A 12,555-nucleotide genomic window follows, 5' to 3' on the forward strand; every position below is an offset into this window, starting at 1 on the left:
ACCTCTATCGCACCGGCCTGACCGGCGCCGAGATCTTGTCCGTGCGGTCGCGCTCGGACATGTCGACCACCGTCTCCATCGGCGCCGTCAATTCATAGACGTAGGAGGCGTCGGTGAAGTAGCGCTTGGCGGTGCCGCCGAGCGCTTCGGGCGCGACACGGTCGAGCAGGATCAGACCGAAATCGGAATCCGGGCGGCGCGTCGCCTCGCTGGTGTTGAACTCCTCCCAGCGGAAATGGAAGACCTCGTCGGTCCCCTCGCCCGTCACCGTCCAATTCGCGGTGATGTGCGGATGCTTTCCGACCAGCGACAGACCTTCGTCGGAGTGCGAGGCGAGCTCGAAGAACAGGAGCGACAGGCTCTGCGCGGCGCGCGCGCTGACCGCGATGTCGGGGCCGGTGACGGCGATGCGATCGGCATGCGGGATGGCGCGCGCCTCGAACAGGCCCTTCAGCTTGACGCCCTGCCACTGGCTCTCGCTGAGCAGCGAGACCACGTTGGACATGGCGTGGATGCGGCCGATCAGCAGTTCACGCGCAACGTCGATGTCCGAGCCGTGGCGCAGCGTGCGCGTCACGATCGACTGGATCACCGCCAGGATGTTCTTGACCCGGTGGTTGAGCTCGTCGATGACGGCGGTCAGCCGGCGCTCGAAGCCGATCCGCACCTGGATTTCCCGGCTGAGCCGCAGATTGTTGTAGGCGACATAGCCGAACAGGCCGCACACCATCGCGGTGATGGCAAAACCGATCGCCGCCACGATGATCGCCGTCTGCTCAGCGCGCCGCGCCGAATTGGTCTTGGCGTAGTAGCCGAGATGCCAGTCGCGGCCGCCAAAGCTCACCGTGCGCGTCGCCGACGGCGCCGGCCCGTCCGCTGCCGTCATGCGTGACGAGACCACGCCCTGGTCGTTGGCAACGAGCTCGCCACCTTCCCTGCGCGGATCCTTCAGCGCGACCGAGAACAACGACATGTCGTCATTGGTCAGCATCAGGGAGGCGAGCTCGTAGGAAAACGTGACGAAGCCGGCCGGCTCGGTCGCGCCCTCGGGAATGACGGGCGCGGCCACGATGATGCCGATGGGCCCGCCGCCACGCAGCAACTGAACCGGGTCCGAGGCGACCGACCTCTTCTCGACACGCGCACGCGTCAGCATGGCGCTGCGCACCTGATCCTGCTCGTAGCTGCGGCCGGGCAGCGCCTTGGTCTCGTTGCTGCGCGGTTCGAGGTCCATCAGCACGTCGATCGGCTGGGTGACCTTCGCAAGATCGATCGGCTTGTCGTCATACGTGCGAATCTGCGGATTGGGGAAGCCGGCGCTCGCGATCGCGTCCTCCGCCGGGAGAAGCTCGTTCGGCTTCAGCCGGGCGACCCACCCGGCGACCACGAAATCGGTCTTGAAGGCGTAGATGGCCGAGCGCAGCGGCTCCAGCATGTTCGGCTTGATGACCGACGGCGCACGGAACAAGCCTGAGGCGACACGCGCGAGCAGCTCGCGCTCGGTCAGCCGGTCCTGGACCAGGCTCGCGTGGACGTCGATCGCGCGCGCCAGCGCGATCCGGTCCAGTGCCAGCTCCTGGTCGTGGACGCGATAGGCCGCGAGCCCGGAGAGCAGGGCTCCGAGCAGGGCGATGAAACCGATGATAAAACCCAGCCGGACCACTTCGACTACTCAGGCGAAAACAGCAGGTCGGCAATAAACACGGAGCATATCAACGCCGCTCGAACGGCCATGTGCCGAAACAGAGTGGACCCCAGTAACGGAGATAATGAAGGAGGAGGCATCAGTACGCAACTTCGGTCGCCTGAAAAGCTTAATTCGCCCGGCCGATGGTCTGGCCATGAAGGCTTTGCTCCGGGCACCGGAGGTAGTTAATCGCCGTGTCCGAAATTTGTTCCGCGGATGCGGCTTTTGCCCCAGACGTTAACGGCGGAAAACGCCTGCGCCACGTCGTCGCGCCGTCAGCCCGCCCGTTTCAGGCCGCCTTTGGCCTCGATGAAGCCGACGATCTGGTCGAGCCCCTCGCTCTTTTTCAGGTTGGTCATGACGAAGGGGCGCGCGCCGCGCATGCGCCTGGCGTCCGTCTCCATCTTCTCCAGGGAGGCGCCGACATGGGGCGCGAGGTCGATCTTGTTGATGACCAGGAGGTCGGAGCGGGTGATACCGGGGCCGCCCTTGGACGGGATCTTGTCGCCGGCCGCCACGTCGATGACGTAGATGGTGAGGTCGGCGAGCTCCGGAGAAAAAGTGGCAGCCAGATTGTCGCCGCCGGACTCGATCAGCACGAGGTCGAGCCCGGGGAATTTTGCGCGCATGTCGGCGACCGCGGCCAGGTTCATCGAAGCGTCCTCGCGGATCGCGGTGTGCGGGCAGCCGCCGGTCTCGACGCCGGCGATGCGGTCCGGCGTCAGCGAGCCCGAGCGCACCAGGAATTCCGCATCCCATTTGGTGTAGATGTCGTTGGTGATCGCCGCAATGTCATAGCGCTCGCGCATGGTCTTGCAGAGCAGGTCCATCAGCGCGGTCTTGCCCGATCCGACCGGGCCGCCTATTCCGACGCGCAAGGGGCCGTGAGATTTCGACATGTCACTCGCTCTCTCTCGATGGATTAAAGGCCGCACCGCTCACGAGCGAAACAGCCGCGTATATTGCGTCTCGTGCCGCAGGCTGGCGAGATCGGCGCGGAAGGTCGCGCTGCCGAGGTCATCCAAGTTCGCATTCAACGCACGATTGGCGGTCGCGGCAACGGCGGCTTCCAGCTTCACCAGCACCCGCTGGCTGTCGGTCTGGCCGAGCGGAATGAGGCGGCTCGCCGCCGAAATCCAGTTCGAGACCAGCGCATGCAGGAAGGCGTGCAGCGTCGGCGCCAGCGGCACGCCGTGCACCGCGGCAACCACGCCGACGGCGACAGGATAGATCAGTGCCGTGCGACATGCCGCCACCATGGCATTCAGCCCGTCGGCATCCCACGCGGCGCGGGAGATGTCGATGAAGGCGCGGCCCTGCGAGGTCGTCTCGAGCTGCCGCTCGCGCGACGGCACGAAGGCGGCGGCGAGCTCCGCGATATCGTTCAAGGTGGTGTCCTCGCCCAATTCAGTGGCGCGATAGGCGTGGACCAGGAACGTCGCATCGCAAAAGCCGGAACCATCGCCCAGCATGGCGTCGAGCCAGTCGGCCAGCGTCGCGGTGTCAGCGATGTCGCCCGCCTCGACCGCCCATTCGATGCCGCTGGAATAGGAGAAGCCGCCGACCGGAAAGGCTGGCGACAGCCACGTCATCAGCCGGTACAGCGCCGCCGCCTCGCGCTCGGCGAGGTCACCGGCACTCACCGGCTCATTTGTGGTCATGAGCATGCTTGTGGCCGTGGTGGTGGTCGGGGTGGTCGCAATGCTCGTCGTGGTGATGGTCGTGGCCATGGTCATGCGCGGCATGATCATGGTGGTCGTGGTGATCGTGACCATGATCATGGTGATGATGGTCGTGATCGTGATGCCCGTGATCATCGTGACCATGTGCGTGGCCGCCGTCGGCGTAAGCGCCGCCCTCGGGATCGAACGGCGCCTCGATCTCGATCACGCGCGCGCCGAGACCCTTCACCATGGCCTCGATGACATGGTCGCGGCGGATGCGCAGGCTCTTGGCCATGATCTGCGTCGGCAAATGGCGATTGCCGAGATGCCAGCCGACGCGAATGAGGTGGTGCGGATCGCGGCCGCGGATCTCCAGCAGCGGCTCGGGCGCCGCGACCACTTCGACCAGCCTGCCGTCCTCCAGCACCAACGCATCACCGCCGCGCAGTGCGACGGCATTCTCCAGGTCGAGCAGGAATTCGAGGCCCCGCGTCCCCGTCATCGCCATGCGGCGGCGGTGCCGGTCGTCGAAATCGAGCACCACCGTATCCGCCGGCGTCTCCGTGAAGCCGTGCTGTCCCTTAACCTGCGTCGCCCGGATCATGCTTTTACCCCGTTACCGTGTCTCGACCTTCTCGGGCGTGATCACTTCAATCTTCGGCGGCGCCGTAAAACACTTCACCGCGACGCGGCCGAACGTCTTCATGTGCTCCATGGCGCGATGCGGCACCAGCGCCTCGGCGCTCTCCCACTGCTCGACGAACACCATCTTGGCGGGATCGGTGACGCTCTCGTGCAAATCATAGGCGATGTTGCCGGGCTCCTTCCGCGTCTCCTTGATGCAGGCGGTGGCGGCCGCAATGAATTCGGCGCGCGTCTCGGGCTTGATGGTCAAGGTGGCAACGACGTAAATCACGAGAAATCCTCCCGGCTTTTCTTCTAAGGTAAGATACCGGGCGGGACCTTAGACCAGGCGGGGTCGAACGCAAAACCGGAAAAGCCGCCCCAGGACATGCAACAAGACATGCAATCGGGACATGCGCCGGGGACATGCGTCCAGACGCTATTTCAGTACATGAAATATCGCTGCGCCATCGGCAGCACCTCGGCGGGCGCGCAGGTCAGCAGTTCGCCGTCGGCGCGCACCTCGTAGGTCTCGGGATCGACCTCGATATTGGGCGTGGCGTCGTTGTGGATCATGCTCTTCTTCGAGATCTTTCCGCGGGTGTTCTGCACCGCATAGAGCTTCTTGTCGATGCCGAGCTTTCGCGCGAGGCCGCCGGTGACCGCCGCCTTCGAGGTGAACACCACGGACGACGCGGTGCGCGCCTTGCCGAAGGCACCGAACATCGGCTGATAGTGCACCGGCTGCGGCGTCGGGATCGAGGCGTTGGGATCGCCCATGGGGGCGGCGACGATCGAGCCGCCCTTGATGATACAGTCCGGCTTGACGCCGAAGAAGGCCGGCGACCACAGCACGAGGTCGGCGAGCTTGCCCTTCTCGACCGATCCGATCAGCTTCGACACGCCGTGCGCGATCGCAGGATTGATCGTGTACTTGGCGATGTAGCGCTTGACGCGGAAGTTGTCGTTGTCCTTGCCTTTGTCCTGGTCGAGCGACCCGCGCTGCTTCTTCATCTTGTCCGCGGTCTGCCACGTCCGGATGATGACCTCGCCGAGTCGGCCCATGGCCTGCGAGTCCGAGGACATCATCGAGAGCGCGCCGAGATCGTGCAGGATATCCTCGGCCGCGATGGTCTCCTTGCGGATGCGGCTCTCCGCAAACGCGAGGTCTTCCGCGATCGAGGGATCGAGATGGTGGCACACCATCAGCATGTCCAGATGCTCGTCGATGGTGTTGCGGGTGAAGGGCCGCGTCGGGTTGGTCGAGGACGGCAGCACATTCTTCAGCCCCGCGACCTTGATGATGTCGGGGGCGTGACCGCCGCCGGCGCCCTCGGTGTGGAAGGCGTGGATGGTACGGCCCTTGAAGGCCTTGATCGTATCCTCGACGAAGCCGGATTCGTTCAGCGTGTCGGAATGCAGCATGACCTGGACGTCGTAATCGTCGGCCACCGACAGGCAGTTGTCGATCGCAGCCGGCGTGGTGCCCCAGTCCTCGTGCAGCTTCAGCGCGCAGGCGCCGCCCTTGATCATCTCGACCAGGGCAGCGGGCCGCGACGCGTTACCCTTGCCGGAGATGCCGAGATTGACCGGGAAGGCGTCGAACGACTGGATCATCCGCCCCATGTGCCACGGTCCCGGCGTGCAGGTGGTGGCGAACGTGCCGTGCGAGGGACCGGTGCCGCCGCCGAGCATCGAGGTGACGCCAGACATCAGCGCGTGCTCGATCTGCTGCGGACAGATGAAATGGATGTGGCTGTCGAAGCCGCCGGCGGTGAGGATTTTTCCTTCGCCCGCGATCACGTCGGTGCCGGGGCCGACGATGATGGTGACGCCCGGCTGGATGTCGGGATTACCAGCCTTGCCGATCGCCGAAATCATGCCGTCCTTGATCGCAACGTCGGCCTTCACGATGCCCCAGTGGTCGACGATCAGGGCATTGGTGATGACGGTGTCGGCCGCACCCTGCTTGTTGGTGACCTGCGACTGGCCCATGCCGTCGCGGATCACCTTGCCGCCGCCGAACTTCACCTCCTCGCCGTAGGTGGTGAAATCCTTCTCGACCTCGATGATGAGATCGGTGTCGGCCAACCGCACCTTGTCGCCGGTGGTCGGGCCGAACATGTCGGCATAGACGGAACGCTTTATTTTGACGGACATCACAAGCCCCGTTTGCGTTTGAATTTTTGGTTGTTCACAGCGAAGCCGTCGCTGCGCTTACGGCATCGTCGAATTTTGCATCGAGCCACGAATTGCCGCCACGGCATCCGGCGACGACCTGCTCAGCCCAGCCCGTGTAGTCGGCGAGATCGTCGCGCTCTTCGGCGGACGGGTCGGAATGAATGCGCGCGCCGATGTTGCTGATCTTGTCGGCGATCTTGATGAGTTTTGCTCCGGCAGATTTCTTCGGCGCATCGACGATCTGCCGGCGTCGCCGCTCTGGTTTGGGCAGGCTCATGTCGTCAGTGCATTCAACGACGAGAGAGGCGACGCGATCAGAGAATTTCTGTGCGAGCTCCTCGCGAGTGGTGTCGGTGTCCTCGATCACGTCGTGCAGCCACCCGGCCGCGACCAGCTCGGCATCCGCGCCATCGGTCGCCGTCGCCAGCAGGTTCGCGACCTCCGCGAGATGGTTGATGTAAGGCTCGTTCCCCCGCCCCTTGCGCGCCATGCCGTTGTGCCGGCGCGCGGCCAGCTCAGCAGCTTCGGAGACGAGGCGGACGGCGGGGAGCATGGACTCACAGCTTCCCCATCACGTCGCCGCGAAAACCGTAGATGGTCTTCTTGCCGGCCACGGCGACGAGCTGGACGTCGCGGGTCTGGCCGGGCTCGAAGCGGACGGCGGTGCCGGCGGCGATGTCGAGGCGCATGCCGCGGGCTTTCTTGCGGTCGAATTTCAGCGCCGGGTTGGTCTCGAAGAAATGGTAGTGCGAGCCGACCTGGATCGGGCGGTCGCCGGTGTTGGCCACCGTCAGCGTCACGGTCTTGCGGCCGGCATTGAGCTCGATCTCGCCGTCCTGGATGAAGAGTTCGCCGGGAATCATGCTCTCGCTCCTACCTGATCGGCTCGTGCACGGTGACGAGCTTGGTGCCGTCCGGAAAGGTCGCCTCGACCTGGATGTCGTGGATCATTTCGGGAATGCCCGGCATCACCTGGTCGCGGGTGAGAACCTGCGCGCCGGATTGCATCAGCTCGGCGACGGTACGGCCGTCGCGCGCGCCTTCGAGGATGAAGTCGGAGATGATCGCGATCGCCTCGGGATGGTTGAGCTTGACGCCGCGATCCAGCCGGCGGCGGGCGACGATCGCCGCCATCGAGATCAGGAGCTTGTCCTTTTCGCGGGGAGACAGGTTCATGCAGCATCTCTTCCGTTCAATGCATCAATTCAGCAGCCATCAACTCAGCCACAGCCGCGGCAGCGCCGCGCCGGTCCGCGCCAGCACCGCCATCATATCGGCGCGCAAGCGCGCGGCATCTTGGGCACAGAACCGCGCCATTGCAAAGCCATTCCAGGCGGAGATTCCGACCTCGCCGGCGAATGACTCCGAGGCCTCGCGGATACGCTCGATCAGCGGCTCGTCGCCGGGAACGATCAGCGCCGTGCCGATCGCGGCACCGCCCTTGGCCACCGCCGATCGCCCTAGTTTTGCACCGATATTGCCGTCGAGCCTGACGGTTTCGGCGAACACCAGCTTGCCACCACGACGCAGCCGCCAGCGATCAATGAACTCGCCCTGCTCCATCCGCTCGCCCATGGCGGTGCGGCCAAACACGACGATTTCGCAAAGCAGAAGCGAGGCGGCCTCGTCCAGCTCGATGTCGAAGCGACGATGGACCCGGGCACGATCGAACAGGATCGTCTCCTGGGGCAACCAGCCGAGGTGCGCGCCCGCGGCGACCTTCAAGGCGATATTGAGCTGCGCCGCCGCCCCGGGCGCACGATAGACCTTCTCGGCCGCAGCGGTGGTCAATGTCAGGCGCGAGCCCTGACCTGCCGCGATCTCGATGTCAAAACTGTCTCCGCCGGCAACGCCGCCAGCCGTGTTGACGAACACGCCGGAGAGCCCCTCGCCCTCCGGCGAGGGAAAGCGCACGCGCAGGGAGCCGGACTCATGCAAGACGCCCCGCCGCGTCACCCCATCGCGGGCATGGACGTCGAAGCGCACCGCGCCGCGGGCGCGGTTCGCCTCGAATACCGAAGATGTCGTCAAAGCGTCGCTGCGCATCCGTCTCCCCAGCCGGCCGCGGCAGAAATTTTCGGATTACAGCGCCATCTGGCGGCTGATTTCGGCCGGATCGAGATTGGATCGGTCGCAGGAGAATTTCACCGCGCCGCGATCCATCACCGCGAAACTGTCGCCGAGTTCGCAGGCAAAGTCGAGATATTGTTCGACCAGTACGATGGCGATGTTGCCGAGGTTACGCAGATACGAGATGGCGCGACCGATGTCCTTGATGATCGACGGCTGGATGCCTTCGGTCGGCTCGTCGAGCAGCAGCAATTTCGGCCGCATCACCAGCGCGCGGCCGATCGCGAGCTGCTGCTGTTGGCCGCCGGAGAGGTCGCCGCCGCGCCGGCCGAGCATCGATTGCAGCACCGGGAACAGCGAGAACACGTCGTCCGGAATGTGCCTGTCCTCGCGCTTGAGCGGACCGAAGCCGGTCTTGAGGTTCTCCTCGACCGTCAGCAGCGGAAATATCTCGCGGCCCTGCGGCACGAAGCCGATGCCCTTGCGCGCCCGCTCATAGGGCTTGAGGCCCGTGATGTCGCTGCCGTCGAGCACGATCGCGCCCGAAGAGATCGGGTACTGCCCGACCATGGCGCGCAGGAGCGAGGTCTTGCCGACGCCGTTGCGCCCGAGCACGCAGGTGACCTTGCCGGGCTCCGCGGCGATGGAGACGCCGCGCAGCGCCTGCGCCGCGCCGTAGAACAGGTTGATGTCCTTGACCTCAAGCATCGCTCAGCGCCCCAGATAGACTTCGATGACCCGCTCGTTGGACGAGACCTGGTCGATGGTTCCTTCCGCAAGCACGGTGCCTTCATGCAGGCAGGTGACCTTGACGCCGAGCTCGCGCACGAACGTCATGTCGTGCTCGACGACCATCACGGTGTGGGTCTTGTTGATTTCTTTCAGCAGCTCGGCGGTGAGATGGGTCTCGACGTCAGTCATGCCCGCGACGGGCTCGTCGACGAGCAGCAGCTTCGGATCCTGCGCCAGCAGCATGCCGATCTCGAGCCACTGCTTCTGACCGTGGCTGAGGCTGCCGGCGAGCCGGTTGCGGGCATCGGTGAGGCGGATCGTCTCCAGCACCTTGTCGATGCGCTCGGACTCCGCCCTGCTGCCGCGCCAGAACAGCGTGCCCTTGACGCTGTGGTCGACATTGAGCGCGAGCAGGAGGTTGTCCTGCACGGTCTGGCTCTCGAACACGGTCGGCTTCTGGAATTTGCGGCCGATGCCGAGCTCGGCGATGCGGGTCTCGTCCAGACGCGTCAAATCGGTGACGCCGTCGAACAGCACCGTGCCCTCGTCGGGCTTGGTCTTGCCGGTGATGATGTCCATCATCGTGGTCTTGCCGGCACCGTTCGGGCCGATGATGGCGCGCATCTCGCCGGGCGCGAGCGTCAGCGACAGATTGTTGATGGCGTGGAAGCCGTCGAACGAGACGTGCACGCCGTCGAGATAGAGCATCGCGGAGGTCGCGCGTGTATCCATCACGTTCATTGCGCCTACTCCGCCATCTTGGGTTCGGTGACGCCATCTTCGGCCGCGGCGCTCGCGCTGGCTGCGGTGCGTTTTTCTTTGGACGACTCCCACCAGGCATTGAAGGTGCCGACGATGCCCTTCGGCAGCAGCAGCGTCACCAGGATGAACAGCGCGCCCAGCATGAACAGCCAGTAGGGCGCGAGCATGCCCGAGGTGAAGAACGTTTTTGCATAGTTAACGACGACGGCGCCGAGTGCCGCGCCGATCAGCGTACCGCGCCCGCCGACCGCAACCCAGATCACCGCCTCGATCGAATTGCCGGGTGCGAATTCGCTCGGGTTGATGATGCCGACCTGGGGCACGTAGAGCGCACCGGCAACGCCGGCCATGCAGGCCGACAACGTGAACACGAACAGCTTGTAGGATTCGACGCGGTACCCGAGGAACCGGCTGCGCGATTCCGCGTCGCGAATTGCGATCAGAACCTTGCCGAGCTTGGAGGACACGACGGAGCGGCAGATCAGGAAGCTCAGGATGAGCGCCAGGCAGCTCAGCGCAAACAGCGCGGCACGGGTGCCCTCGGCCTGGACGTTGAAGCCGAGGATGTCCTTGAAGTCGGTCAGGCCGTTGTTGCCGCCGAAGCCGAAATCATTGCGGAAGAAGGCAAGCAGCAGCGCATAGGTCATCGCCTGCGTGATGATCGACAGGTACACGCCGGTGACGCGGGAGCGGAAGGCGAGCCAGCCGAAGCAGAAGGCGAGCAGGCCCGGCACGAACAGCACCATCAGCGCCGCAAACCAGAACATGTCGAAGCCGTACCAGTACCAGGGCAGCTTCGAATAGTTCAGGAACACCATGAAGTCGGGCAGGATCGGGTTGCCGTAGACGCCGCGGGTGCCGATCTGCCGCATCAGGTACATGCCCATCGCGTAGCCGCCGAGCGCGAAGAAGGCGCCGTGGCCGAGCGAGAGGATGCCGCAATAGCCCCAGATCAGATCGATCGAAAGCGCGAGGATCGCGTAGCAGACATATTTGCCCCAGAGCGCGACCAGATAGGTCGGCACCTGCAGGAACGAGCCCGCGGGCAGCAGCAGGTTTGAGAGCGGGATGAGGATGCCGCAGACCGCGACGATGGCGAGAAAGATCGTCGCGCCGCGGTCCAGCGATCGGGTCAGCATGTGAGGGGTCATGCTTCCACCGCACGGCCCTTGAGCGCGAACAGGCCGCGCGGCCGCTTTTGAATGAACAGGATGATGAGAACGAGGATCGCGATCTTGCCGAGCACGGCGCCGGCGACCGGCTCCAGGAACTTGTTGGCGATGCCGAGTGTGAAGGCGCCGACCAGCGTGCCCCAGAGATTGCCGACGCCGCCGAACACCACGACCATGAAGCTGTCGATGATGTAGCTCTGGCCGAGATTGGGGCTGACATTGTCGATCTGCGACAGCGCTACGCCTGCGATGCCGGCAATACCGGAGCCGAGACCGAAGGTCAGCGCGTCGACGCGCGAGGTGGCGATGCCCATCGAGGCCGCCATGCGGCGGTTCTGCGTCACCGCGCGCATCTCGAGGCCGAGCGCGGTGTAGCGCAGCATCGCGAGCAGGATCGCGAACACCGCGAGCGTGAAGACGAGGATCCAGAGCCGGTTGTAGGTGATGGTGATCTGGCCGAGCTCGAACGCGCCGCTCATCCAGGAGGGATTGCCGACCTCGCGGTTGGTCGGGCCGAACATGGTGCGCACCGCCTGCTGCAGCACCAGCGACAGGCCCCAGGTTGCCAGCAGCGTCTCCAGCGGACGGCCATAGAGGAAACGGATGATGCTGCGCTCGATCAGCACGCCGATGCCGCCGGCGACGAGGAAGGCGAGCGGCACGGCGATCAGCAAGGAATAGTCGAACAGGCTGGGATAGCGGGTGCGGATCACCTCCTGCACCACGAAGGTGGTGTAGGCGCCGATCATCACCATCTCGCCATGCGCCATGTTGATGACGCCCATCACGCCGAAGGTGATGGCGAGGCCGATCGCGGCGAGCAGCAGCACCGAACCGAGTGAGAGGCCGTACCAGGCATTCTGCACCGTGGACCAGACCGCGAGCGAAGACTGGATCGAGCTGATTGCGCTCGCAGCGGCCTTGGTCACCGAGGCCGGCTGATCGCCCATGCCTGTCAGCAGCGCCATCGCCTCCTGGTCGCCGCGCGCCTTGAGGGTCGCGACCGCCTCGAGCTTCTCGACCTCGGTGGCATCGGACTTGAACAGCAGGATCGCGGCGCGGGCATCGCCGAGTGCGGCCTTGACCGATTTGCTGGTTTCCTTGGCGAGCGCGGCATCGACCGGCTCGAGCGCGGTCTCCTCGTGCGACTTGAAGACGGATTGCGCCGCCTGGAGGCGCGTTCCGACATCCGGCGACTGGAGCGTCAGGCTGCCGATCGCAGCGTCGACGCTGCGGCGCAGGCGGTTGTTGAGGCGCACCGCGCTGGCGCTGTCGGGAACGCTGGCGACGGGCTCGCCGGTCGCAGCATCGATCGACTTGCCGTCGGCACCGGTGACGTAAACCTTCTTGCTATCAGGGTCGGCCATGAGGCGACCGTCCTGGAGCGCGCTGATGATGGGGAAAGCCAGCTTGTTGCCGCTGCTCGCGACCACGCCGATCGCCTCATCGGTGTCGGAGAAATCGTCATTGGCGAATTTGGCGACCGCATCCTCGAACGGACCGGCAAAGGCCGGCAGTGCGAACGCGATCAGGAACAACGAGAGGACTAAGGTACAGAGACGAGCGGACAAATTGGTTGGCACTTTGAATCACCCCGGCAGAAGTGGGGAGAAGGCGGCGGAATAGCCGCCTCCTCCCGTCGTGCAATGAACCGACAGATCGG

The 12,555-nt window shown here is 64.9% G+C and carries 14 protein-coding genes; all 14 read right to left on the reverse strand.

Going from position 1 to position 12,555, the window contains the following annotated elements:
- Positions 1–4 precede the first annotated feature (4 nt).
- Positions 5–1,663, reverse strand: a complete 1,659-nt coding sequence (locus tag ABIB99_RS12115; protein ID WP_063980982.1) for a CHASE domain-containing protein — start codon at positions 1,661–1,663, stop codon at positions 5–7.
- Positions 1,664–1,962: 299 nt separating this feature from the next.
- Entirely contained in the window at positions 1,963–2,586 is a 624-nt protein-coding gene (ureG, locus tag ABIB99_RS12120; protein ID WP_063980981.1) for an urease accessory protein UreG, read from the reverse strand.
- Between the two features lie 39 nt (positions 2,587–2,625).
- Positions 2,626–3,354, reverse strand: a complete 729-nt coding sequence (locus tag ABIB99_RS12125; RefSeq protein ID WP_084794959.1) for an urease accessory protein UreF — start codon at positions 3,352–3,354, stop codon at positions 2,626–2,628.
- The gene (locus ABIB99_RS12130; protein WP_063980980.1) at positions 3,335–3,955 is read right to left on the reverse strand and encodes an urease accessory protein UreE; all 621 of its coding nucleotides are present in this window, start codon (positions 3,953–3,955) and stop codon (positions 3,335–3,337) included. Before ABIB99_RS12130 ends, ABIB99_RS12125 begins: the two co-directional genes overlap by 20 nt.
- Before the next feature lie 12 nt (positions 3,956–3,967).
- The gene (locus tag ABIB99_RS12135) at positions 3,968–4,267 is read right to left on the reverse strand and encodes a putative quinol monooxygenase (RefSeq protein WP_014498210.1); all 300 of its coding nucleotides are present in this window, start codon (positions 4,265–4,267) and stop codon (positions 3,968–3,970) included.
- Between the two features lie 152 nt (positions 4,268–4,419).
- The gene (ureC, locus tag ABIB99_RS12140; RefSeq protein ID WP_071916691.1) at positions 4,420–6,135 is read right to left on the reverse strand and encodes an urease subunit alpha; all 1,716 of its coding nucleotides are present in this window, start codon (positions 6,133–6,135) and stop codon (positions 4,420–4,422) included.
- A gap of 34 nt (positions 6,136–6,169) precedes the next feature.
- Entirely contained in the window at positions 6,170–6,709 is a 540-nt protein-coding gene (locus ABIB99_RS12145) for an HD domain-containing protein (protein WP_354175932.1), read from the reverse strand.
- Positions 6,710–6,713: 4 nt separating this feature from the next.
- Positions 6,714–7,019: an urease subunit beta gene (locus ABIB99_RS12150; RefSeq protein WP_007599812.1), complete on the reverse strand. Its 306-nt coding sequence runs from the start codon at positions 7,017–7,019 to the stop codon at positions 6,714–6,716.
- Positions 7,020–7,029: 10 nt separating this feature from the next.
- Positions 7,030–7,332 (reverse strand): urease subunit gamma, encoded by a 303-nt coding sequence (locus ABIB99_RS12155; RefSeq protein WP_007605424.1) that lies wholly within the window; start codon positions 7,330–7,332, stop codon positions 7,030–7,032.
- Between the two features lie 39 nt (positions 7,333–7,371).
- Positions 7,372–8,202: an urease accessory protein UreD gene (locus ABIB99_RS12160; RefSeq protein WP_063980978.1), complete on the reverse strand. Its 831-nt coding sequence runs from the start codon at positions 8,200–8,202 to the stop codon at positions 7,372–7,374.
- Positions 8,203–8,238: 36 nt separating this feature from the next.
- Positions 8,239–8,934, reverse strand: coding sequence for an urea ABC transporter ATP-binding subunit UrtE (gene urtE / locus ABIB99_RS12165; RefSeq protein ID WP_014498215.1), 696 nt, complete (start codon positions 8,932–8,934; stop codon positions 8,239–8,241).
- 3 nt (positions 8,935–8,937) lie between these two features.
- Positions 8,938–9,699, reverse strand: coding sequence for an urea ABC transporter ATP-binding protein UrtD (gene urtD, locus ABIB99_RS12170; protein WP_014498216.1), 762 nt, complete (start codon positions 9,697–9,699; stop codon positions 8,938–8,940).
- Positions 9,700–9,704: 5 nt separating this feature from the next.
- The gene (urtC, locus tag ABIB99_RS12175; RefSeq protein WP_063980977.1) at positions 9,705–10,871 is read right to left on the reverse strand and encodes an urea ABC transporter permease subunit UrtC; all 1,167 of its coding nucleotides are present in this window, start codon (positions 10,869–10,871) and stop codon (positions 9,705–9,707) included.
- Entirely contained in the window at positions 10,868–12,475 is a 1,608-nt protein-coding gene (gene urtB / locus ABIB99_RS12180) for an urea ABC transporter permease subunit UrtB (RefSeq protein WP_354175935.1), read from the reverse strand. Before urtB ends, urtC begins: the two co-directional genes overlap by 4 nt.
- Positions 12,476–12,555 lie beyond the last annotated feature (80 nt).

The organism is Bradyrhizobium sp. LA6.1, from assembly GCF_040547805.1.
Taxonomy (GTDB): Bacteria; Pseudomonadota; Alphaproteobacteria; order Rhizobiales; family Xanthobacteraceae; genus Bradyrhizobium; species Bradyrhizobium barranii.